Consider the following 22,788-nt stretch of genomic DNA (forward strand, 5'->3'; position numbering starts at 1 on the left):
CTTAAAAGCGAGCAATATCAAACAGAAAAAGCCAGCAAGTGATTCAACTTGCCGGCTTCTTGATTCAATCTGTGAACATGGCGGCAGACCGCCTATGCGGCGTCTTCCACCGCCGCCACATTGGTCGGGATATAGTTGAGCACAGGCCCGAGCCAGCGTTCGACCTCTTCGATCGCCATGCCCTTGCGCGACGCGTAATCCTCGACCTGGTCCCGCTCCACCTTGGCGACGCCGAAATAGTAGCTGGCGGGATGGCCGATATAGAAGCCAGAGACGGATGATCCCGGCCACATCGCATAGCTTTCGGTCAGCGTCACACCTGTCGCCTTGGTGGCGTCGAGCAGCCTGAACAGCGTTTCCTTTTCCGTATGGTCGGGTTGCGCCGGATAGCCGGGCGCCGGACGGATGCCCGCATACTGCTCGTGGATCAACTCGTCGCTCGTGAGCGTCTCATCCGGCGCGTAGCCCCAGTACTCCTGGCGCACGCGCTGGTGCATGCGTTCGGCAAACGCTTCCGCAAACCGGTCGGCGAGAGCCTTGACCAGGATCGACGAATAATCGTCGTTGGCCCGCTCGAACCGTTCCGCAATCGCCACTTCCTCGATACCAGCCGTGACCACGAAGCCGCCGACATAATCGGCCTTGCCGCTCGAAACCGGCGCCACGAAATCCGATAGCGCCACGTTCGGCCGGCCGTCACGCTTGGAAAGCTGCTGGCGCAGCGTGAACAGCGTCTCGAGCTCCGTGCTGCGCGTCTCGTCGGTATACAGCTTGATGTCGTCGCCGACAGCGTTGGCCGGCCAGAAGCCGATCACCGCCTGGGGCCGGAACCACTTCTCCGCAATGATTTTCTCCAGCATCGCCTGCGCATCCGCAAACAGATGACGCGCGGCCTCGCCCTGCTTCTCGTCTTCGAGAATGGCCGGATAGCGGCCCTTCAGTTCCCAGGTCTGGAAAAACGGCGTCCAGTCGATATAGGTCGCGAGTTCCGCCAGATCATAGCCTTCGAACACTTTCGTGCCGAAGAACTGCGGTGGCTTCGGATCGTAGGATGTCCAGTCGACCGTCTCGGCATTGGCGCGGGCACGCTCGATCGGCAGCCGCTTCTTGTCCGCTTCCGAACGGGCATGCGCCGCTGCAACCTTGGCATATTCACCGCGGATCGTCTCGACATAGCCATCCTTGGCGTCCGGCGACAAAAGCGCCGAGACGACGCCGACGGCGCGCGAGGCATCCGTGACATAGACGGCCTGGCCCCGCTCATAGCGCGGATGGATCTTGACGGCTGTATGAACCCGGCTGGTGGTCGCGCCGCCGATCAGCAGCGGAACATTGAAGCCTTGCCGCTCCATTTCGGCTGCCACATGCACCATTTCATCGAGCGACGGCGTGATCAGGCCAGACAGGCCAATGATATCGACCTGCTCGGCAATTGCCGTTTCGAGGATCTTCGTCGCCGGCACCATCACGCCGAGATCGACGATCTCGTAATTGTTGCAGGCGAGCACGACGCCGACGATGTTCTTGCCGATATCGTGGACGTCGCCCTTGACGGTCGCCATCAGGATCTTGCCGGCAGTCTTGCGCTGGTCGCCGCCGTTGAGGCGCTTTTCCTCTTCCATGTAAGGCAACAGCACCGCAACCGCCTGTTTCATCACGCGGGCGGATTTCACCACCTGCGGCAGGAACATTTTGCCCGAGCCGAACAGATCGCCGACCACATTCATGCCGGCCATCAGCGGCCCCTCGATGACATGCAGCGGCCGCGCAGCTTGCAGCCGGGCCTCTTCCGTATCGGCATCGATAAATTCGGTGATACCGTTGACCAGAGCATGCGACAGCCGCTCTTCGACCGAGCGTTCGCGCCAGGCCAGATCCTGCACCCTTGCTTCCTTGCCGGGGCCGCCGCGATATTTTTCGGCCACTTCCAGAAGCCGCTCGGTCCCGTCGGCGCGGCGGTTCAGCACCACGTCCTCGCAGGCTTCGCGCAGTTCCGGATCGATGTTCTCGTAGATCGCCAGCTGGCCGGCATTGACGATGCCCATGTCCATGCCCGCCTGGATGGCGTGGTACAGGAACACAGCATGCATCGCCTCGCGCACCGGCTCGTTGCCGCGGAACGAGAAGGACAGGTTCGAAACGCCGCCGGAAATATGCACAAGCGGCATGCGCTCGCGGATCGTCCGCGTCGCCTCGATGAAATCGACGCCGTAATTGTTGTGTTCCTCGATCCCGGTCGCCACCGCAAACACGTTCGGATCGAAGATGATATCCTCGGGCGGAAAGCCTGCCTGCTCGGTCAGGATCTTGTAGGCGCGGCTGCAGATCTCGACCTTGCGGTCATAGGTATCCGCCTGGCCGGTCTCGTCGAACGCCATGACAACGACAGCTGCGCCGTAATTGCGAATCAGCTTGGCCTGCCCCAGAAACTTTTCCTCGCCTTCCTTCAGCGAGATCGAGTTGACGATCGGTTTGCCCTGAACGCATTTCAGTCCGCCTTCGATGATCTCGAACTTAGAGCTGTCGATCATGACTGGAACGCGCGCGATATCCGGCTCGGCGGCGATCAGGTTGAGAAACTCGATCATCGCCTGACCTGAGTCGATCAGGCCCTCGTCCATGTTGATGTCGATGACCTGCGCGCCGTTCTCGACCTGGTCGCGGGCAACGACCAGCGCTGCCGCATAATCGCCGGCGGTGATCAGCTTGCGGAATTTGGCCGAACCGGTGACGTTGGTGCGTTCGCCGACATTCACGAACGGGATGTCTTTTGTCAGTGTGAAGGGCTCGAGGCCCGACAGCGACATGAACGGCGAATGCTCCGGGATCTGGCGCGGCTTGTACTTGGAGACAGCCTCGGCGATCGCGCGAATATGCTCCGGCGTCGAGCCGCAGCAGCCGCCGACGACGTTGACGAGACCTTCGCGGGCAAATCCCTCGACCTGCTTCGCCATCATTTCAGGCGTCTCGTCATACTGACCAAACTCGTTGGGCAGGCCGGCATTCGGATAGGCGCAGATGAAGGTGTCGGAAACGCCCGACAATTCCTGCAGGTGCGGACGCATGGCATCTGCGCCAAGCGCGCAGTTGAGACCGATTGTGAACGGGTTCGAATGGCGCACAGAGTTCCAGAACGCAGACGGCGTCTGGCCGGACAGCGTGCGTCCGGAAAGGTCGGTGATCGTGCCCGATATCATCACCGGCAGGCGAATACCCTTCGCCTCGAAGCGCTCCTCGCAGGCAAAGATCGCAGCCTTGGCGTTGAGCGTGTCGAAGATCGTTTCGATCAGAATGATATCTGCACCGCCGTCGATAAGACCGTCGATCTGCTCGCCATAGGCAATCCGCAGGTCGTCGAAGGAGACGGCGCGGTAGCCCGGATTGTTGACATCGGGAGAAATCGAGGCCGTCCGGTTGGTCGGCCCGATGGCGCCGGCCACGAAACGGCGGCGGCCGTCTTCCTTTTCGGCGCGGATCGCGGCCCGGCGGGCAAGGCGTGCCCCGTCGCGGTTGAGATCGTAGACAGCGCCTTCCATCTCGTAATCCGCCTGGGCGATACGGGTGGAGGAAAACGTGTTGGTCTCGAGAATATCGGCGCCGGCCTTGGCGTAACGATAGTGGATATCCTCGATCGCCTGGGGCTGCGAGAGAATCAGAAGGTCGTTGTTGCCCTGCTGGTGACAGGCGCAACCGATGAAGCGTTCGCCACGAAAATGCTCTTCGTTGAAGCCGAGCCCCTGGATCTGGGTGCCCATGGCGCCATCTATCACGAGAATTCGTTCGCGTGCGGCCGCCTTTAGAGCTGCAAGGATTTCCGCACCGTCGCGGCGATCGCCTTCGGGACCGAAGAGTTCATCAAACAAGGGACACACTCCTGAACAGCATCAAACGGTATTCATAATCATATAAAGATGCGTTTATATGATGTCCAGCCGTCGTGCCGTGAGTAATAAACGAATTGTCGATGACAGGCCATACTCCTGACGGTATAGCCTTGAAGCAGAATGCAAAAGGGAGAGAAGCATGAGCGACGCGGGCCAGGTATCGAAATTCTGGAGCGATCTGCCCTACCACCGGCGCTGGCTGCTGCAACAGGCTGACGGCCTGTTCGATTTCTTCCAGCACAGGGCCATCAACCCCAAGGGCGGCTTCTTCGATCTCGACCCTACCGGCAACCCGCTCCCCGGCGACAATCCCGTTCGCGGCATTCACGCGTCCGCCCGCATGGTGCACTGCTATTCTATCGGCTATCTCTTGGGACGTCCGGGTACGGGCGACCTGGTCGACCACGGCATGAATTTTCTCTGGAACGGTCACCGCGACCAACAAAACGGTGGCTATGCCTGGTCGATGAACGACGATGGCCCGGCCGACAGCAACAAGCAGGGTTACGGCCACGCTTTCGTGCTTCTCGCCGCCTCCTCCGCCAAGGTCGTCGGCCATCCGCTGGCCGACGCGATGCTCGCCGACGTTACCGACGTGCTGGAAACGCGGTTCTGGGATCGCGAACACGGCGCCATCGCCGAAGAATTCGCGGCCGACTGGTCGCCGATCGACGGTGGCAGCTATCGTGGCCAGAACTCGAACATGCACCTGACCGAAGCGCTGATGGCGGCCTTTGAGGCAACCGGCGAACGGCATTATCTGGACAAGGCCGAAAGCATTGCGGACCTCGTGATCCGGCGCCTTGCCGGTAGCGTCGGCTTCCGCGTCGCCGAGCATTTCGATACCGACTGGCAGATCGACAAGGATTACTACCACAAAGACGAGATGTTCCGCCCGGCCGGCACGACACCTGGCCACTGGCTTGAATGGGCCCGCCTGACGCTGCAACTGTGGACGCTCGGCGACAAGAAGCACGCCTGGATGCCGGATGCGGCAAAGAACCTGTTCGTGCAGGCCATGTCACTCGGCTGGGACAAGGAAAAAGGCGGCTTCTTCTACACGCTGGATTGGGACGACAAGCCCGCCAAGACCAACAAGCTCTGGTGGCCGATGTGCGAGGGCGCAGCTGCTGCCCACTTCATCAACCAGCATCTGCCGGCCGACAGCTTCTACGAAGACAGCTACAGGCTGATCTGGGGCACCATCGCCAACAAGTTCGTCGACCACAAGAACGGCGGCTGGCACGAGGAACTCACGGAAGATCTGGTCCCGGCTCACACCCTGTTTCCCGGCAAGGGCGACATCTATCACGCGCTGCAGGCATGCCTCATCCCGCTGTTTCCCGCGGATGGCAGCCTGACGAAGATGATCGTGGAGGCGGACGGCCGGATCTGACGGCCGGTTCCGCCGGTCAGCCGGCCGAGACCATGGAGCGGATCAGCGAGACAAGGCTGTCGTAGTCATAGGGCTTGGTCACCAGGCCCGAACGCGACAGGCCTTCGGCGCCTTCGACATTGCGATCGCCCGTCGCGAAGATGACCGGGAGATCCGGAAATTGGGCGCGGAGTTTGATGGTCAGTTGCAGGCCTGTCATGTCAGGCAGATGCACGTCGGTAACCAGGATATCGACCGGCTGCTCGGAGGCAAGGCCCAGCGCCTCACCGGCCGTGCCGGCTTCGACGACGCCCATGCCGGCGTCCTGCAGGAAATCGGCTGTAGAGATGCGGATCAGGGCTTCGTCTTCTACGAACAAAACCTTGATCGGTGCGGCGCGCCCTTCATTTGCTTCGGCGGCTACGGTCGACATATCGAATTCTCCGGCAGCAGCCATGGCTGCGTGTGTGTTACCAGTCTGATTCTGGTTGATAACCTAGCGGAATGTTTAGGCCAAGGCCCAGCCTTATCGGGGTTGCCGACCAATTGCACGCCGGGATGAACAGGGTTCCGGAGCGAATGCGTGGTTTCTCTGACATATGGTGAAAAGCATGTGTATGAAGACCCCTCCCCGATTTGCCCGTTGGACGCTGCATTTAAGCCTGTGCTACAACGCGTTCAAGACATCCGCGCCCGTCTCTCCGCGCGCCTGTCGATCGCCTTTTCAGTAGGATGAGCGATGATCCTAAGCGAAATGACCGGGCGCACCGAACGCTTCGTACAGTTCATTCAGAAACGTGATTTCACCCGCGGTGAGGTCTATCTCCTTGCTGTGGTCGGCTTCCTGGTCGGCTTTGCAATTCGTCTGGCTCTGTCCGTTCCCATGAACGGCAAGGGAATTTACTTCTTTTTCGTGCCGTCGATCATCTTCGCCTCCGTCATCGGAGGCTTGAGACCGGGTGTGGTCGCTGCAGTCCTCTCCGTAATCGGTGTCTGGGCGTTGAAGGAACTGTCACCCGTCAGCGCGACCTCGGCGGAACTGAGAGTGGTCGCTCTGACCAGCCTGGCAATCGCCGTCACCGGCAAGGTCCTGCATATCGCCCGGATCATCATCGCAAAGACCCAGGCCAAGGCCGAGGTTCGCGAGGCGCATCTGCGATCGATCCTCGACACCGTGCTCGATGCCACTATCGTCATTACCAAGGAGGGTATCATCGTCTCCTTCAATTCCGCGGCCGTTCGCCAGTTCGGATATACGGAAGACGAGGTCGTCGGACGCAACCTGCGTATCCTCATGCCGGAGCCCTACCACAGGGAGCATGACGGCTATCTCGAGCGCTACGCGCGCACCGGCGAGAAGCGGATTATCGGCCGGGATCGCGTCGTGGTCGGCCGTCGCAAGGATGGCTCCACCTTCCCGATGAAGCTTGCCGTTGGCGAAACCCGGTCGGGTGGCGAGACCTTCTATACCGGCTTCGTGCGAGATCTTACCGAACGCGCCGAATCGGCGGCACGATTGCAGGAAATGCAGGGTGAAGTTGCCCGTCTCGCGCGACTGAACGAGATGGGTGAAATGGCCTCGACCCTTGCCCATGAACTGAACCAACCGCTTTCGGCCATCGCGAATTATGTCCACGGCTGCGCAAGACTCCTGCGGGACATGGACGACGACATGGCGTCGCGATTGCGAGACGCGCTGAAGGAAGCCGGCAACCAATCGCTCCGCGCCGGGCAGATCATCAAGCACCTGCGCGAATTCGTGACGAAGGGTGAAACGGAAAAAGCGCCCCACAACATACGCCGGCTGATTGAAGAAGCCGCGGCTCTGGCCTTGGTCGGCTCTCGGGAAAACGGCGTGCGGACGATGTTCGAATTCAACGACGGCCCGGAAATCGTCGTCGCTGACAAGATCCAGATCCAGCAGGTCCTGACCAATCTGATGCGCAACGCAATCGAAGCGATGCGCGACAGTGAGCGGAAAGAGCTCACGATCCGCACGCTGGTCCAGGACGACGAGCACGTGGCTGTGGTCGTCGAAGACACAGGCCCCGGGATTGCGGAGGAGATCGAGGCCCAATTGTTCAAGCCATTCGTGACGACCAAGGCGGGTGGTATGGGAATCGGACTTTCGATATGCAAACGTATTATCGAAGCCCATGACGGTGAGATGGTGGTCACCCGAAATGTCGCCGGAGGTGCCACGTTCCGGTTCACGCTGCCGTTGTACAAGGAGGACGAAGAGAATGCCGACCGCTGACTACGTGGTGCATATCGTCGACGATGAGGAGCCGGTGCGCAAGTCGCTCGCCTTCATGCTGACGATGAACGGATTTGCCGTGCGCGTGCATGAAAGCGCGACAGCCTTCCTGAAATTTGCGCCCGGAACTCGCAACGCCCTGCTCATCAGCGACCTCAGGATGCCCGATATCGGGGGACTCGAGCTGATCAGGTCACTCGCCGCCCAGAAGATCCGGATGCCTGTGATCTTCATAACCGGCCACGGCGACGTGGCAATGGCAGTGGAAGCAATGAAGGCCGGCGCTGTCGATTTCATCGAAAAACCGTTCGACGATACGACCATCATCGAAGCAATCGAGCGGGCTGCCAAGCTTCTCGTCGAAAAGCCGACGGAAGTGACCGAGGTGCAGGAAGTGTTGAGCCGCCTCCAGTCGCTCAGCGATCGCGAGCGCCAGGTCCTTTTGGCAGTCGTTGCCGGCTTGCCGAACAAGTCGATCGCCTACGATCTCGACATCAGCCCCCGGACGGTTGAAGTCCACCGCGCCAACGTGATGGCCAAGATGCGGGCGCGCAGCCTGCCGCAACTGGTTCGGATGACCATGGCGGCCGGCTTCGACCAAGAGTGACGCCGAACCTGAACAAACGGACAATCCGCGATTTAATTGCAACTTCTTGATCTAACGCAAAGTCCGCTTGGGGCGTGGCGCGCATATTACAATCGGCGTCCAATGTCGCCCTAGCGCCCCCCGGATCCTGGATAGTCCACGTGTTGTCACCCTCGACCACTATTGCAGTGATCGCTCCGGATGCCGGGCTTAGACAGTCGCTGGCGTTCGCGCTGGAGGTCGAAGGTTTTCAGGTCCTCTCCTATGAAAGCTGGTGCGCGGGCCACGCTTCGGCAGCCTCGTCAGCGTGCACGATCATCGACTCCCACGAAGTCCACGGCAACCTCGACGCCCAGCACAAGCTTCTCGACTCTCCCAGCCGTTTCATCATGCTGGCAGACGGAATGACGCCGATCCCATCCAAAAACACGGCGCGCATCCTGATAAAGCCGTTCGATGGTGCCGAACTCCTGCGGATGGTGAGGGATTTCGCCCATCTGAGCCACGCCACGCCAGCACCGGTTGCTACGTAGAACTCCGTAGGGAGACACCTCAATATCGCCGACGAGTGGCTTGCGGCATCCTAGCTCTGATCACTTGGAGGAAGAGCCGTGAACGCTCCGGTCGCGAACGCCCAGGCAAAGATGCTAAACGCAACGCCGATCGCGTTTCCGTGTTCCTCCGCACCAGTCACCCGGGTTACCCAGGTCCAGACCTATGCCGGCGGCAAGGAAATCTACACGCCCGGCGAGAAATCCGGCACGTTCTACGAGGTCGAATTCGGCGCCGTCCGCCTCCATCGGCTGCTGTCCGATGGCCGCCGTCAGGTCATCGGCTTCTACCTTGCCGGCGAGACCTTTGGTTTTGAAGCCGACCGCACGCATGCCTTTTTTGCGGAAGCGATCGTTCCGACGGGACTGCGCAGCTTTTCCCAGCCCGGCAATGGCGACGACATTCTGAAGCTCGCGTTGCGCGGCATGCTGCGCGCCCAGGAGCACTTGGCGGTCATCGGCCGCCAGACCGCGGTGGAGCGCATCGCCGGCTTCCTGCTGGACATGGCCAACCGCCAGGGCAATCTCGACCATTTCGACCTGCCGATGTCGAGACTCGACATCGCGGATTATCTCGGCCTGACGATCGAAACCGTTTCGCGTGTGTTCGCAAAGCTGCGCGCATCCAACCTGATCAAACTGCAAAGCGTCCGCTGCGTGCAGATCCAGGACTTCAAGGCCCTCGCCAGCCTCTGCGCCTGAGCGAACCCTCAGCTGCCGACACCATCCAAGATCGTCCGCATCTCGCGCACGATGACTTCGCTTGTCCGGTATGATTGCGTAGCCTCAAAACCGAACTCGACAGCCCTGCTGTCACCGCGCTTGAGAACAGCGCGGCAGGAGCCGTGGACCTCGCGGGCACCGGTGCAGTTCAACAATTCGACAACGTTTGCCGGCGTGACCCCGCTGCCCGGCATGATCGACAACCGTGTCCCGGCTTGATCGACCAGTTGCTTCAACAGGTTCACCCCGTCTATGGCGCGCGGAACCAGCCCGGACGTCAGGATGCGCTCAACGCCGAGCGTCATCGCCACGTCGAGGGCCTCAACCGGATCCGGCACCAGATCGAAGGCACGGTGCAGTGTCACACCGAGACCGTCAGCATGTCGCATCAGGCGTTCGAGCAGCGCCACATCGAGACGGCCGTCGGCCAGATTCGCACCGATCACCACACCCGCCAACCCGGCGGACCGCACAGCGTCGATATCGCCGAGCATGGCGGCCTCGTCACCGAGACCGAACACGAAATCCCCTGCCCTCGGTCGGATCATCGCATAAACCGGGGTCGACGCTTTCGCCGCCAGTGCCATCAGCCCCGGCGACGGCGTCAGTCCGCCCAGATCGAGCGCCGCGCAGAGTTCGATCCGGTCGGCCCCGCCTGCCACAGCCGCCTCGAACCCCTCAGGCGTATCGACACAGACTTCGAGCGTGATCCGCATCGCCATCAGCCCTCCTGCCGGCCGAGCACCGCTGCCCCGACCAGCCCACCATCCGCCTGCCGAAGCGCCGGGATCACCAATGGGTGACTTATCCGGTTGAGGATGCGTTTGCGCACTGCTCCGTCCAGCAGGTCGATCAGTGCCGGAACGGAGGCCAGTCCCCCTCCGACGGGCACGACCGACGCCCCTGTCGTGTTGACCGCGAGCGCCAGGGGATCGGCAATCAGTTCCAGCCAGACGGCGATCGTCTTTTCCGCCAACGCATCGCCGGCCTGCCAGTCTTCAATGATCGTGTGACTGGTCTCGGCTCTCTCATGGAGCCGGCCGTCGATACGCTCTATCCCGCGTGCGCCGCCGACCGTATCGGCACAGCCGGACTGGCCGCAACCGCAGGCCAGGCGCGGAATGTGGATCGTCTCGCCGGCGATCTCGACGGTCGTATTGACGATCGGCCCGTGGCCCCATTCGCCGGTCACGCCGCCCGCACCGCGCACCAGCTTGCCACCAATCGCCAGACCACCGCCGATCCCGGTGCCGATGATGGCGCAGAACACGACGTCATGGCCCTTGCCGGCACCTTCACTGGCTTCGGCAAGCGTCAGGCAATCGGCGTCGTTGGCCGCAACGACCGGCCTTCCGAGCCGCGCGGAAAGTTCCGCCGCCACGGGACGTCCTGTGATGCAGGGAATGTTGGCGGCAATCGAAACACCGGTCTTGGGATCGACGATCCCGGTGATCGACAGCGCCAGCGGCGTCGAGTCATTGTCTTTAACCAGATGGGCATGCCGCGCGATCAGGTCAGACAGCGCTGCCACGAACGCATCCCAGTCGGACGCGGGTGTTGGAACCCGCTCCAGAGGCTCGATGATGCCATGCGTCGGCGACACCGCGAACTTGATGAACGAACCGCCGATATCGGCACAGAATACCGGCTTGTCGTTTCCGGTCGTGAACACGTTACCTGTCAACCAATCCGCTCCTTGAGCCATTCGTGCACGATGACCTCGTCTTCCGCGTCGAGGCCATGATTGGCATCGAGTACCCGGGCCGTCACGTCGGCCCCGGCCGTCCGTAGCCTGTCCTCGATCTCGCCGGCAAGTGGGCCGTAAAAATCGTTGATGGCGCTGAGTGACAGGACCTCTGCCCCGGAAAGATCAACGACGGGTCGGTCTTCGAGCACGTTCATCGAGCGCAGTAGCACCGCTCTGCGGATGACCTCCGGGTAAAAGTGCATCGTCGCTCCGATCATGTTGCCGCCGTTGGAATAGCCGAGAAACGCCGTGCGCGCAGGATCCGCGCCATAGGCGGGACCGATATCCTCGATGAACCCGACGAAAGCCTCCACCTCGGACGCGATCTCCTTCTGGTCGAACGTCGTCTGGCTGAGCCTGCGGAAAAACCGCGGATAGCCCTCGTCCACGGAGCGGCCGCGCAAACCGATCAGCATGGCATTGGGTGCCACCTTGCGGCCGAGCGGCAGCAGCGCCGTTTCGTTGGCGCCGGTGCCGTGCATCAGCACCAGCGTCGTGCCGTCCCAGTTGTCAGGCATGTGGACCCGATGCACGAACGGCAGGTCGCGGTAGATGACGCGTTCCTCGCCCGGCAGACCGAACTGCGGCAGCATCACCTTCAGCGCCTCGCGATCCCCCTTGAAATGGTTCGGAATGAACAGCTGGCGTCCCAGCGTCTCGACAGTTTCATCGGTGGCAAAACCCGGCCCGTCCGAGGCAAATTCGATCAGCGAACCTCCGGGCTCGCGCACGTAGAGCGAATGGAAATACTGCCGGTCGTGGATGTTCATCTCGCCCGCATCGGCAGCAGCAAGCTCTGCATGCACCGCTTCGACCGCCGCGCGATCGGTGGCGCGAAACGCGATATGATCGATCGCGCCCGTGCCCGGCGCCGACGTCCAGAAACCCGATGCATCGCGGACATCGACGATATCATGCGCATCCGAGACCAGACGCTGGATGTTGCCTTCCCGGCTTCCAACAGCCAGCCCCATATGCCGCACGAGGAAATCGGCAGTCTCCTGGGGCTTCTCGGAAAGGATCGTCGCGCCGTAAAGCCTGCGGACAGAGTTCTCCTCGGCGATACCGCCATCCTGCCACCAGACCCAGAGTCCCGTTTCCTCGACGCCGACGAGCTTGACAATGATGCCGTCCGGATCCGTCAGCCGCAGCACGGGCTGGCCGAATTCCTGCATAGGTCCGGAAAGCTTGATGTTGAACTGCAACGCCCTCGTCAGCCATAAGCCGATCGCTTCCGGCGAAATCTCCAGGCTGATCTCGCTCGGCGCCCCATGCCCGACCCGACCGAGCGATCCATCTTCCCAGGCGAGAAACGTCACGATCGATCCGGGCGATGCGGCACCGTCGCCGTAAAACAGATGCAACTGCTGCGCATCCTCGAAACCGGCGGTGCGTTTCACCAGCCGCAATCCGAGGAAGCCGACATAGAAGTCGACATTCGCCTGTATCTTGCGGGTGATGGCGGTGATGTGGTGCAGGCCGCTGGTCATGTCGGAATTCCCGATTGGTCTTCGATATCAGCCATATGGACGCAATTTCTGGACGATGAAAAGATGCCGTGATGGGAGCGGCCGGTGCCGCACCGTTCACAAAGCGGCACCCGTCAGGCTTCGGGCTCGAGCGACATCATCAGGTTGGCCAAGAGGGCCGTCCGCGGCGCAACGCTCGACAGCAAGATATACTCTTCGAACGTATGCGCGCCTGCGCCATCAGCGCCGAGACCATCGAGCGTGGGCACGCCGAGCGCTGCGGTGAAATTGCCGTCGGAACCGCCGCCGGTCGTGACGCCTTCCAGCGCAATGCCCAGATCCGTTGCGACCTTCGCTGCGCTATCGAACAGTCTCCGCCCCGCATCCGACTGCGCAAACGGCGGCCGGTTCATCTGACCCTTGATCTCGAACGTGATATCCGGATCGACCGGCTGCATGGCGGCGATCTTCGCCGTGACTTCCGTGGCTGTCGCATCGTCGGGCACGCGAACATCCACCTGCATGCGGCATTCCGCCGGCACCGTATTGCGACCGGTGCCGCCGCTGATAGTTCCGACCGTCACGGTAATACCGCGCTCCGTGTCGTTCAGCGCCTCCAGATCGAGCACCAGCCTTGCTGCCGCCCTCACCGCGCTTCGTCCGTCCTGTGGCCGTGTGCCCGCATGCGAGGCCCGGCCACGCACGACGATATCGTACATCGCCACACCCTTGCGGGCGATGACGATCTTGCCGCCGTCGCGCGCCGGTTCCACCACCAGCGTATAACCGGCGCTGCGCGCGCATTCCTCCATGAAGGCCCGCGACGAAAAGCTTCCGACCTCTTCGTCCGGCACGAAAACGAGATCGACCGGCATTCTGCTGCCCTTTGCAACCGCGATCTTCAACGCCTCCAGCGCCATCAGTGCACCGGACTTCATGTCGTAGATCCCGGGACCGTAAAGCTTGTCGCCCTCCTGGCGGAGCGGAAGCTGGTTATCGATCACGCCGATCGCATGCACCGTATCGAGATGCGCAAGCACCAGAACCGATTTCTCGTTGCTCCCCGCCTGCCGTGGCGATCGGACCGCGAGGATATCGCCGAACCCGAGCGTGCCCGGCAGCCGTTCGACGGAAAGCCCGGCCTTAGCCGCACTGGCCTCCACCCGATCGGCCAGGAAGTTTACCGCCGCCGCATTGCCGGAGGGCGTCTCGATCCGCACCCACTCTTTCAGCTCTTCGATCAGAGCCTCGGCATCGACATCACCAGCGGAAATAACCTGCGTCATTGAAAGCTTCCTTTGAAAAATTCGCCTGTCTCTAGCGCTCGTTGACGAGCTGGAGGATCAGCTGCTGCACATTGCCGCCATCGCCGAGTTCCACCTTGTCGAAATCCCGGTTGCGTTGCTGATGGGCGGGAAAGATGACGGCGATCTTGCTCTGGAGTTCAGCCCGCACCTTGGTGCATTTCGGATCGTTAGGCACCGAAAGCCCGATACTGGCCGCTTCGATCTGGCGCACGAGATCCTCGATCATCGCGCCGTGGACCCGCTCATGCCGGCGCACGCCGTCAGTAAACGCGTCCCATTTCTGTTGAAGCGCTGGCGACAGTTTCGAGACAAGCTTTGGCAGCGTGTAGATGATGACGATGTTGGGGCGTGCCGAAACCAGCGTGCAGGCGCCGTCGGGCTGCGGTTCGTATTTGCGCGACCAGGTCAGCTTGAAATCCGTATGAGCAATCGCCCGAACCTGGCTGCCGACCTTGGGCCCGTTTTCGCCGATCGAGGAATAAAGCTCGATGCCGGACGTGCCTTTGACCGGATAGGTCTTCACCTGCTCCACCGGCTTCCACTGCGCCTGCGCCGCCGCCGGCCAGAGACTAAGAGCACACAACAGACCGATACACCGAACTCTCTCGCGCACTCATCACCCGACATCTGAAATCAATGCCGCAACCTAGAGACAAGTTCGGCCGCTTTCAACTGCCGCAAAGGCTCCATAAGCAAAAGCCGTGACAACGAAGGCGACTTATCATACAGGTTAACGGGAGCAGATAACGAGAGCGCAAGGAGAGACGAATGGCTGGAGAGACGCGGCTGGAGCCGGCAAAGGGTGCAGGAACGCTGGTGTCTCAGCTGACGGATACATTGCGCCAGGCGATCGCCGCCGGCCAGTTTACCGTGGGCGCTCGGCTGCCGAGCGAGGCGCAGCTGACCGAAACCCACGGCGTCAGCCGAACCGTCGTGCGCGAGGCGATCGCCGCATTGCGCGCCGACCGTCTTGTGGAAGCACGCCAGGGTGCCGGCGTCTTCGTGCTGGAACCACGGCAAAACAACCAGCCCACCATGCTCTCGCTCAACAATATCGATCTTGCTCAGGTGTCCTCGATGATCGAGCTCCTGGAGCTCAGAACCGCCGTCGAAGTGGAGGCTGCAGGCCTTGCAGCGGTGCGTCGCTCGCCGGCACAGGAAGAAAGTATCTTCGAGCACCACCATGCCGTCCGCGCCTGTCTCGAGGCAGACAAGCCGACCAGCGAGGCGGATTTTGCTCTCCATCTCGCCATTGCCGAAGCGACGAACAACCCACGTTTCCGCGAGTTCCTCACCATGATCGGCAAGCGGCTGATCCCCCGTGCGGCCCTGCGTCCGGACGATTCCGAATCCGATCAGGCGGCCTATATCGCCCTTCTCGACAAGGAGCATGACGCGATCGTCGTGGCAATTTCGGAAGGCGACGAAGAAGGCGCAAGGCAGGCCATGCGCAGCCATCTGCGCGGCGCGCAACTGCGCTACCGGACGTTGCTGCGCGAAGTCCGCCAATCTGTCAGATGACGTGTTGACACAAATTCATCATACATGTACGACAACATTGTCTGGAGGAGACACTGAGAGGATAACACTACATGACGCCTGAAGAGATCAAGGCAGCGCTTGGCGCCGGCCTGCTGTCGTTCCCTGTGACCCATTTCGATGCCGAGGGCCAGTTTCAGCCTGAAAGTTATCAGCGTCATATCGAGTGGCTTTCCGGCTTCGAGGCGCCCGTTCTCTTTGCCGCCGGCGGCACCGGAGAATTCTTCTCGCTGGCACCCGACGAAATTCCCGCCATCGTGAAATCCGCCAAGGAAGCGTCCGGCAAGACCGCGATCGTGTCGGGCTGCGGCTTCGGCACGCATGTGGGCGTCGATCTTGCAAAGAAGGTCGAGAAAGCAGGCGCGGACGGCATTCTGCTTCTGCCCCACTACATGATCGATGCGCCGCAGGAAGGCCTGTACAAGCATGTGAAGGCGATCTGCCAGTCGGTCGGCATCGGCGTCATGGTCTATAACCGCGACAACTCCGTGCTTCAGGTCGACACGCTGCAGCGGCTCTGCGACGAATGCCCGAACCTGATCGGCTTCAAGGACGGCACCGGCGATATCGGCCTCGTGCGCCAGATCACGGCCACGATGGGCGACCGGCTGATGTATCTCGGCGGTATGCCGACGGCGGAACTGTTCGCCGAAGCCTATCTCGGCGCCGGCTTCACCACCTATTCGTCGGCCGTCTTCAACTTCGTGCCGGGTCTTGCTGTCGAGTTCTACAAGGCACTGCGTGCCGGCAATCGCACCCGCTGCGAACAGATCCTCACCGAATTCTTCTACCCCTTCATGGCGCTTCGCGGCCGCCGCAAGGGTTATGCCGTCTCGGCCATCAAGGCCGGCGTGCGCCTGCAGGGCTTTGATGCAGGCAAGGTCCGCCCGCCGCTCGATGACCTGACGGAAGAAGAAGAGCAGATCCTGCTGAAGCTCATCGGCGATCAGAAGCGGTGACCCCATGAAGATCGCTGCGGTCCGCACCCACCTTCTTGAACACAGGCTGGATGTCGCCTTCGAAAGCGCCTCGATGCGCTTTGATCGCCGCGCCCATATCCTGGTCGAGATCGAGTGCGACGACGGAACCATCGGCTGGGGCGAATGCCTCGGCCCTGCCCGGCCCAATGCGGCGGTGGTCGCAGCCTATGCAAACTGGCTGATCGGCGAAAACCCGCTGGAAACCGAAAAGATCTGGGCGCGGCTTTATAACGCGTTGCGTGACCAGGGCCAGCGCGGCCTGGCAGTCACCGCTCTCTCGGGCATCGACATCGCGCTGTGGGACATCAAGGGCAAGCATTTCGGCGCGCCGGTCTCGATCCTGCTTGGCGGCCGTTTTCGCGAAAGCGTCAAGGCCTATGCCACCGGCAGCTTCAAGCGCGACGGCGTCGACCGCGTCGAAGACAATGCCCGCGACGTCGCCCGCTACCGCGACGAAGGTTTCCACGCGACGAAGATCAAGATCGGCTTCGGTGTCGAGGAAGACCTTCGCGTCATCCGCGCCGTGCGGGAAGCAGCCGGTCCCGACATGCGCCTGATGATCGACGCCAACCATGGCTATGACACAGTGGAAGCCGTCAAACTCGGCAATGCGGCGGCACAATACGATATCGACTGGTTCGAGGAACCCGTCGTGCCGGAACAGCTGGCCGCCTACCGCGAAGTGCGCGCCCGCCAGCCGATCCCGGTTGCCGGCGGTGAAACGTGGCACAGCCGGTGGGGCATGCGCGAGCCGGTGGAAACCCGCGCCGTTGACATTCTCCAGCCCGATCTTGCCGGCGTCGGCGGGTTTACCGAAGCCAAGCGCGTCGCCGATCTCGCGGCGCTGCACGGTATCCGCGTTGTCCCGCATGTCTGGGGCACCGCCGTCCATATCGCAGCCGCCCTGCAGTTCATGGCGGCGATGATCCCGAGCCCGGTTCGAGTCAATCCGATCGAACCCATTCTCGAATTTGATCGCACCGACAACCCTTTCCGCCAGGCGGTGATCAAAACACCGATCGAACATCGGCACGGCGTGGTGCAGATCCCCGATGGCCCTGGTCTCGGGATCGAGATCAACCGCGATGCGCTCAAGGAATTCAAAATGCCTGAACCGAAGTCGGGAGACGTCTGATGCTTGTTCGTCCGCTCTCCGGAGACGCGCCAACGACCAAACTGCCGGCGGGCGCAGTCGACTCGCAGATGCATATGTACCTGCCGGGTTTCCCATCGCAGCCCGGTGGTCCGGGCCTTCCGGTCGGCGCACTTCCCGATGCGGACCAGTATCGCCAGTTCATGGCATGGCTCGGCATCGATCGTGTCGTAATCACGCAGGGCAATGCCCACCAGCGCGACAACACCAACCTGGTCGCCTGCCTGAAGGAAATGGGCGGTGTTGCCAGTGGCGTCGCTGCAGTCGCGGGTGATGCCTCCGATGGCGAACTCGACCAGCTCGCTGAGGCCGGTATCGTCGGCCTGCGCATCATGGATCTGCCCGGCGGTGCCGTGGACCTTTCGGCGCTCGAAGCACTCGACGCCAAGGCTGCCGCCCGCGGCTGGATGCTCGCAGTCCAGTTCGACGGCAGCAATATCCTCGATCATGAGCCACGCCTTGCCAAACTCAAGAGCCGCTGGGTGTTCGACCATCACGGCAAGTTCTTCTCCGGCGCAACGCCAGAGGGTCCGGAGATCGCAGCCGTCAAGCGACTGATGGATATCGGCAGATGCTGGTTCAAGTTTGCAGGCGTCTACGAGTCCTCGAAGTCCGGCGCACCTGACTATGCCGATGTCGGAGCGTTTTCGTGCGACCTCGCAGCCTATGCGCCTGAACGCATCGTCTGGGGCAGCAACTGGCCGCACAACCTTGCACGCGAGCAGAAGGACTATCCGGACGACGTCGCGTTGACCGACACGGTTCTAAGCTGGCTGGCGGACGAAGAAGCGCTTGAGCTGGCGCTCGTGAAGAACCCGGAACAGCTGTTTGGCCTTCCGGACTGGAGTGCATCGACCAAATAAATTTAATCACCGCCGGCGCGTGGAGGCGACGGCTTTTTGGAGGAGGAAGACATGAAACTGACGAAAGCCCTCGGGCTCGCATTTTGCCTGGCGCTGGCCACCACCACGGCCCATACCAGCGTCCGCGCGCAGGAGATCACCCTGCGCTCTGCCGATATCCATCCTGATGGCTATCCGACTGTCGAGGCAGTCAAATACATGGGCGACCTCGTCAAGGAACGCACCAGTGGCCGCATCGGCGTGCAGGTGATGAACAACTCGGTTCTCGGCGGCGAGAAGGACACGATCGAGCAGACCCGTTTCGGCGTCATCGACATGAACCGCGTCAATGCCGCGCCGTTCAACAACCTCATCCCCGAGACGGTCGTTCTTGGCCTGCCCTTCCTGTTCCGCTCGACCGACCACATGCATAAGGTCGTCGACGGCCCGATCGGCGACAAGATCCTTGCCGCCTTCGAACCGCACGGCCTGATCGGTCTGGCCTACTACGACAGCGGCGCGCGCTCCTTCTACACCACCAAGAAGCCGGTCGAAAAACTGGCCGACCTCAAGGGCATGAAGATCCGCGTCCAGCAGTCCGACCTCTGGATCGCGATGATGCAAGCCTTCGGTGCCAACCCGACGCCAATGCCGATGGGCGAAGTCTACTCGTCGCTGGAAACCGGCGTTGTCGACGGTGCTGAAAACAACTGGCCGTCCTACGAATCGGCCCGTCATTACGAGGTCGCCAAGAACTATTCGCTGACCCAGCATTCGATGAACCCGGAAATTCTGGTCATGTCGAAAGTCTCCTGGGACAAGCTGACGCCCGATGACCAGAAGGTCATCCGCCAGGCCGCGAAGGACAGTGTCGTCAAGATGCGCGAACTGTGGGCTGCCCGCGAAAAGTCTTCGGAAGAAAAGGTCCGCGCCGGCGGCGTCAAGGTCATTACCGTCAACAAGGACGAGTTCTCGGCCGCGATGAAGCCAGTCTACGACAAGTTCGTGACCGACGCGAAGATGAAGAGCCTGTTGGAAGAAATCCAGGCCGTCAACTGACAGCCCTGATCGGCCGGCCCCGCCACACCGGGGTCGGCTGTGCTTTTCCGACATCGGGGAACGTGTCGGGCTTTGGAGGACGGGACAATGCGAAATTTCATGCAGGCGATAAGACCTGTTCTTAGCATGATCAGCCGATCATCATTGTGGATCGCCGGTATCGGCATGGTCTCGATGACCCTGATCGTCGGCTGGCAGGTTTTCAGCCGTTATATTCTCAACGATAGTCCCAGCTGGTCGGAGCCGTTGTCGCTCTATCTGATGTCCTGGTTCATCATGCTTGGCGCTGCGGTCGGTGTTCGCGAAAGCGTCCATCTCGGGCTCGACGTTGTTCGCTACATCATGCCGCCGGCCATCCAGCGGGCCATGGACCTGCTCAGCCTCGGACTGATCGTGCTGTTTGGCATCGGCATGGCCTATTACTCATCGCTTCTGGCGATCGGGACCTGGACGGCGCGCATCCCCGTTCTCGGATGGCCTGGCGGTACGGATTTCTTTCCGATGATCGTCGGTGGCGCAATGATATCGATCTTTTCACTCGAACGTTTCATCGACGTCGCGATCGGCGAGGAAATCGCAGCGGACGTACTTGTGCAGGAGGCCGCATAATGGCCTATACCATTCTTTTCGGCGCCTTCACCTTTCTGATGATCATCGGCATGCCGATCGCATTTTGCCTCGGCATCGCATCCTTCGCGACGGTGCTCTATATCGGCCTGCCCCCGATCGTCGTCTTCCAGCAGATGAATTCCGGCATGAACGTGTTTGCCATGATGGCGATCCCGTTCTTCATCTTCGCAGGCGACCTGATGGTACGCGGCGGTATCGCCACTCGGCTGATCCGCTTTGCGGCCGGCCTGGTCGGCCACATGCGGGGTGGCCTCGGCCAGGTCAACGTGGTCGCTTCGACCCTGTTCGGTGGCATTTCCGGTTCTGCGGTGGCCGACGCTTCGGCGGTCGGCGGCCTGATGATCCCGCAGATGGCAGCTCGCGGCTATGACCGGGATTATGCTGTCAACGTGACGGCAAATGCTGCGATCATCGCGCTGATGATCCCGCCGTCCCACAACATGATCCTTTATTCGATCGCAGCCGGCGGCAATGTCTCCGTCGCCGATCTCTTCACCGCGGGCATCATTCCCGGACTGCTTCTCGCCGCCGCCTTGATGGTCACGGCCTGGTGGGTTGCCGTCAAGCGCGGTTACCCGGCGGACCCGTTCCCCGGGTTCAGGCGTGTGGGTTACTACTTCCTGGCGTCGCTCCCGGGCATCCTCCTGATCGCCATCATTTTCGGCGGTGTCCGCTCGGGCGTGTTCACGGCAACGGAAAGCTCCTGCATCGCGGTCCTCTACGCCTTCCTTGTCGCGATGATCGTCTATCGCGAACTGAACTGGGATGGTTTCGTCGAAGCGGTTATGGGTGCTGTCCGCACCACGGCAATGGTCTTGCTGGTGATCGGCATGGCTGCCTCGTTCGGCTGGCTGATGGCTTTCCTGCAGGTGCAGACGCTGATCATCGCCGCGATCTCCGCCATCTCGGACAATCCGATCATCGTGCTCTTGATGATCAATATCATCCTGCTGGTGCTCGGCACGTTCATGGACATGGCGCCGATGGTGATCATCGCAACGCCGATCCTGCTGCCGGTCGTCAAGGCGTTCGGCATCGATCCCGTCCATTTCGGCGTGGTAATGATCCTCAACGCCGGTATCGGACTGAACACGCCTCCGGTCGGAACCGTGCTCTTCGTCAGCTGCGCGGTGGGCGGGATCACCATCCGCGAAGCCATGAAGACCATCTGGCCGTTCTTTGGCGCCAGCATCTTCGTGCTGCTGCTGGTCACCTATATCCCCGGCCTCTCGCTATGGCTGCCGGCTCTGTTCAAGTAGGCCGAGGCTGTTCAAGTCGGATAGTCATCGCTCCTGAAATCAAAGGTCCCGTCCAGCACGGGACCTTTTGCATTTTGGAGATGTCAGGCTACAGTCCGGCTTTGATTTGATCCGGATATTTGCTCATGACCGATACCGTTACCGACCGCTTCCTCCGATACGTCGTCATCGATACCCAGTCGGATGCCTCTTCACCCACCCAGCCATCGACCTCGAAACAGCTGACGCTCGGCCGTGTTCTGGTCGAAGAACTGCTGGAGATCGGCCTTTCCGACGCGCATCTCGATGAACACGGCTATGTCTATGCGACGGTGCCGTCCAATACGGGCAAGAACAACGTGCCCGTCGTCTGCTTCTGCGCGCATATGGATACGGCACCTGACTTCAGCGGCACCGATGTCAAGCCGCAGGTAATCCGTAACTACCAGGGCGGCGATATCGCACTTCCCGGCCACGCGGGTCGCGTGATCCGCGAGAGCGAGCACAAGGAACTGAAGAACCAGATCGGCCACGACATCATCACCTCCGACGGCACGACGCTTCTCGGCGCCGACGACAAGGCGGGCCTTGCCGAAATCGTCACGGCTGCGAAATACCTGATCGACAACCCCGACATCAAGCACGGCGCGATCCGCCTCCTGTTCACGCCCGACGAAGAGATCGCGCGCGGTGTGGAAAAGGTCGACATTCAAAAACTCGGCGCCGATTTCGGCTATACGCTGGATGGCGAAACAGTCGGCACGATCGAGGACGAGACGTTTTCTGCCGACGGGGTCGAGATCGCCATCACCGGCGTCGCGATCCACCCCGGTTTCGCCTACGGAAAGATGGAAAACGCGATCCGCATCGCCGGCGCCATCGTCGATCGCCTGCCAAAACACATGGCGCCGGAAACGACGAAAGGCCGGGACGGCTTCATCCATCCGACGGATCTCAGCGGCAGCATGGAGAAGGCAAAGATCAGCCTGATCATCAGGGACTTCGCCGACGAGGGTTTGAAGACCAAGGAGACGTTGCTCGAGGATATCGTCAAGGACGTCATGCACGACTATCCCGGTTCGACCTACACGTTCACCGTCATCGAGCAGTATCGCAACATGAAGCTGGTGCTCGACCGTCATCCTGAGATCGTCGAGAATGCGATCGATGCGATCAAGCGGGCCGGTCTGACGCCGAAGCGCGGCAGCATCCGCGGCGGCACTGACGGTTCAAGGCTATCCTTCATGGGCCTGCCCTGCCCCAACATCTTTGCCGGCGGCCATGCATTCCACTCCCCGCTGGAATGGGTCAGCAGCCAGGATATGGAAAAGGCGGTCGACACGATCGTTGAACTGGCCAAGCTCTGGGAAGAGCGCGCCTGAGCCTATGTACGCAACCGTACAGTCTTTGCCGACATGAACACGGATCTGGAACCTAAGCGAGCCTCG

At 61.3% G+C, this 22,788-nt stretch carries 20 protein-coding genes; 13 read left to right on the forward strand and 7 right to left on the reverse strand.

Going from position 1 to position 22,788, the window contains the following annotated elements; genetic code table 11:
- Window positions 1-92: 92 nt before the first annotated feature.
- Window positions 93-3,863 carry a methionine synthase gene (gene metH, locus ASF70_RS16470; protein ID WP_062581165.1) on the reverse strand — a complete coding sequence of 1,257 codons (3,771 nt, stop codon included), beginning with the start codon at window positions 3,861-3,863 and terminating at the stop codon, window positions 93-95.
- A gap of 160 nt (window positions 3,864-4,023) precedes the next feature.
- On the opposite strand from metH, the gene ASF70_RS16475 reads away from it, so the two are divergent.
- Window positions 4,024-5,280, forward strand: coding sequence for an AGE family epimerase/isomerase (locus ASF70_RS16475; protein ID WP_062581167.1), 1,257 nt, complete (start codon window positions 4,024-4,026; stop codon window positions 5,278-5,280).
- Between the two features lie 16 nt (window positions 5,281-5,296).
- Here the strand turns inward: ASF70_RS16475 and ASF70_RS16480 are convergent, their stop codons facing one another.
- A complete protein-coding gene (locus tag ASF70_RS16480; RefSeq protein WP_062456056.1) occupies window positions 5,297-5,692 on the reverse strand; it encodes a response regulator in 396 nt (131 codons plus the stop codon).
- 306 nt (window positions 5,693-5,998) lie between these two features.
- Here ASF70_RS16480 and ASF70_RS16485 point away from each other — a divergent pair, with 306 nt between their 5' ends.
- The 4 genes from ASF70_RS16485 (at window position 5,999) to ASF70_RS16500 (ending at window position 9,355) form a co-directional block, all read left to right on the forward strand.
- Window positions 5,999-7,516, forward strand: coding sequence for a PAS domain-containing sensor histidine kinase (locus ASF70_RS16485; RefSeq protein ID WP_062581169.1), 1,518 nt, complete (start codon window positions 5,999-6,001; stop codon window positions 7,514-7,516).
- Window positions 7,503-8,123 carry a response regulator FixJ gene (gene fixJ / locus ASF70_RS16490; protein ID WP_062456050.1) on the forward strand — a complete coding sequence of 207 codons (621 nt, stop codon included), beginning with the start codon at window positions 7,503-7,505 and terminating at the stop codon, window positions 8,121-8,123. The genes ASF70_RS16485 and fixJ overlap by 14 nt, the downstream gene beginning before the upstream one ends.
- Window positions 8,124-8,263: 140 nt before the next feature.
- A complete protein-coding gene (locus tag ASF70_RS16495; RefSeq protein WP_139283807.1) occupies window positions 8,264-8,635 on the forward strand; it encodes a transcriptional regulator in 372 nt (123 codons plus the stop codon).
- Window positions 8,636-8,713: 78 nt separating this feature from the next.
- On the forward strand, window positions 8,714-9,355 hold the full coding sequence (locus tag ASF70_RS16500; RefSeq protein WP_244474054.1) for a helix-turn-helix domain-containing protein: 642 nt from the start codon (window positions 8,714-8,716) through the stop codon (window positions 9,353-9,355).
- A gap of 8 nt (window positions 9,356-9,363) precedes the next feature.
- Here ASF70_RS16500 and ASF70_RS16505 read toward each other — a convergent pair whose 3' ends face one another.
- The 5 genes from ASF70_RS16505 to ASF70_RS16525 all read right to left on the reverse strand — a co-directional run bounded on the left by ASF70_RS16505 (window position 9,364) and on the right by ASF70_RS16525 (window position 14,482).
- Window positions 9,364-10,092, reverse strand: a complete 729-nt coding sequence (locus tag ASF70_RS16505; protein ID WP_062457952.1) for a copper homeostasis protein CutC — start codon at window positions 10,090-10,092, stop codon at window positions 9,364-9,366.
- 5 nt (window positions 10,093-10,097) lie between these two features.
- On the reverse strand, window positions 10,098-11,060 hold the full coding sequence (locus ASF70_RS16510) for an ROK family protein (RefSeq protein ID WP_244474055.1): 963 nt from the start codon (window positions 11,058-11,060) through the stop codon (window positions 10,098-10,100).
- On the reverse strand, window positions 11,057-12,613 hold the full coding sequence (locus ASF70_RS16515; RefSeq protein ID WP_062581172.1) for a VOC family protein: 1,557 nt from the start codon (window positions 12,611-12,613) through the stop codon (window positions 11,057-11,059). The genes ASF70_RS16510 and ASF70_RS16515 overlap by 4 nt, the downstream gene beginning before the upstream one ends.
- Window positions 12,614-12,726: 113 nt before the next feature.
- The gene (locus ASF70_RS16520) at window positions 12,727-13,878 is read right to left on the reverse strand and encodes a M20 family metallopeptidase (protein ID WP_062581174.1); all 1,152 of its coding nucleotides are present in this window, start codon (window positions 13,876-13,878) and stop codon (window positions 12,727-12,729) included.
- A gap of 31 nt (window positions 13,879-13,909) precedes the next feature.
- Complete coding sequence (locus ASF70_RS16525; protein WP_244474056.1) at window positions 13,910-14,482, reverse strand: DUF922 domain-containing protein; 573 nt, start codon at window positions 14,480-14,482, stop codon at window positions 13,910-13,912.
- Between the two features lie 185 nt (window positions 14,483-14,667).
- Here ASF70_RS16525 and ASF70_RS16530 point away from each other — a divergent pair, with 185 nt between their 5' ends.
- From ASF70_RS16530 to pepT, 8 genes are all read left to right on the forward strand, one after another.
- A complete protein-coding gene (locus ASF70_RS16530) occupies window positions 14,668-15,420 on the forward strand; it encodes a FadR/GntR family transcriptional regulator (RefSeq protein ID WP_062581179.1) in 753 nt (250 codons plus the stop codon).
- 71 nt (window positions 15,421-15,491) lie between these two features.
- Window positions 15,492-16,397 carry a 5-dehydro-4-deoxyglucarate dehydratase gene (kdgD, locus tag ASF70_RS16535; protein ID WP_062581182.1) on the forward strand — a complete coding sequence of 302 codons (906 nt, stop codon included), beginning with the start codon at window positions 15,492-15,494 and terminating at the stop codon, window positions 16,395-16,397.
- 4 nt (window positions 16,398-16,401) lie between these two features.
- Complete coding sequence (locus ASF70_RS16540) at window positions 16,402-17,553, forward strand: mandelate racemase/muconate lactonizing enzyme family protein (RefSeq protein WP_062581184.1); 1,152 nt, start codon at window positions 16,402-16,404, stop codon at window positions 17,551-17,553.
- Window positions 17,553-18,434: an amidohydrolase family protein gene (locus ASF70_RS16545; protein WP_062581186.1), complete on the forward strand. Its 882-nt coding sequence runs from the start codon at window positions 17,553-17,555 to the stop codon at window positions 18,432-18,434. The genes ASF70_RS16540 and ASF70_RS16545 overlap by 1 nt, the downstream gene beginning before the upstream one ends.
- Window positions 18,435-18,485: 51 nt before the next feature.
- Window positions 18,486-19,472 carry a TRAP transporter substrate-binding protein gene (locus ASF70_RS16550; protein WP_062456018.1) on the forward strand — a complete coding sequence of 329 codons (987 nt, stop codon included), beginning with the start codon at window positions 18,486-18,488 and terminating at the stop codon, window positions 19,470-19,472.
- 87 nt (window positions 19,473-19,559) lie between these two features.
- Entirely contained in the window at window positions 19,560-20,081 is a 522-nt protein-coding gene (locus ASF70_RS16555; RefSeq protein WP_062456015.1) for a TRAP transporter small permease, read from the forward strand.
- Window positions 20,081-21,361, forward strand: a complete 1,281-nt coding sequence (locus ASF70_RS16560; protein ID WP_062456012.1) for a TRAP transporter large permease — start codon at window positions 20,081-20,083, stop codon at window positions 21,359-21,361. Before ASF70_RS16555 ends, ASF70_RS16560 begins: the two co-directional genes overlap by 1 nt.
- Window positions 21,362-21,486: 125 nt before the next feature.
- Window positions 21,487-22,722: a peptidase T gene (gene pepT / locus ASF70_RS16565; RefSeq protein ID WP_062581188.1), complete on the forward strand. Its 1,236-nt coding sequence runs from the start codon at window positions 21,487-21,489 to the stop codon at window positions 22,720-22,722.
- Window positions 22,723-22,788: the final 66 nt, after the last annotated feature.

Origin of the sequence: Rhizobium sp. Leaf321 (assembly GCF_001423215.1) — a bacterium.
In the GTDB taxonomy this organism is placed as follows: Bacteria; Pseudomonadota; Alphaproteobacteria; order Rhizobiales; family Rhizobiaceae; genus Neorhizobium; species Neorhizobium soli.

Coding starts and splice junctions, on each gene's coding strand:
- ASF70_RS16475 (WP_062581167.1), top strand. CDS start 4,024: ATGAGCGACGCGGGCCAGGTATCGAAATTCTGGAGCGATCTGCCCTAC.
- ASF70_RS16480 (WP_062456056.1), bottom strand. CDS start 5,692: ATGTCGACCGTAGCCGCCGAAGCAAATGAAGGGCGCGCCGCACCGATC.
- ASF70_RS16485 (WP_062581169.1), top strand. CDS start 5,999: ATGATCCTAAGCGAAATGACCGGGCGCACCGAACGCTTCGTACAGTTC.
- fixJ (WP_062456050.1), top strand. CDS start 7,503: ATGCCGACCGCTGACTACGTGGTGCATATCGTCGACGATGAGGAGCCG.
- ASF70_RS16505 (WP_062457952.1), bottom strand. CDS start 10,092: ATGCGGATCACGCTCGAAGTCTGTGTCGATACGCCTGAGGGGTTCGAG.
- ASF70_RS16515 (WP_062581172.1), bottom strand. CDS start 12,613: ATGACCAGCGGCCTGCACCACATCACCGCCATCACCCGCAAGATACAG.
- ASF70_RS16520 (WP_062581174.1), bottom strand. CDS start 13,878: ATGACGCAGGTTATTTCCGCTGGTGATGTCGATGCCGAGGCTCTGATC.
- ASF70_RS16530 (WP_062581179.1), top strand. CDS start 14,668: ATGGCTGGAGAGACGCGGCTGGAGCCGGCAAAGGGTGCAGGAACGCTG.
- kdgD (WP_062581182.1), top strand. CDS start 15,492: ATGACGCCTGAAGAGATCAAGGCAGCGCTTGGCGCCGGCCTGCTGTCG.
- ASF70_RS16540 (WP_062581184.1), top strand. CDS start 16,402: ATGAAGATCGCTGCGGTCCGCACCCACCTTCTTGAACACAGGCTGGAT.
- ASF70_RS16545 (WP_062581186.1), top strand. CDS start 17,553: ATGCTTGTTCGTCCGCTCTCCGGAGACGCGCCAACGACCAAACTGCCG.
- ASF70_RS16550 (WP_062456018.1), top strand. CDS start 18,486: ATGAAACTGACGAAAGCCCTCGGGCTCGCATTTTGCCTGGCGCTGGCC.
- ASF70_RS16555 (WP_062456015.1), top strand. CDS start 19,560: ATGCGAAATTTCATGCAGGCGATAAGACCTGTTCTTAGCATGATCAGC.
- ASF70_RS16560 (WP_062456012.1), top strand. CDS start 20,081: ATGGCCTATACCATTCTTTTCGGCGCCTTCACCTTTCTGATGATCATC.
- pepT (WP_062581188.1), top strand. CDS start 21,487: ATGACCGATACCGTTACCGACCGCTTCCTCCGATACGTCGTCATCGAT.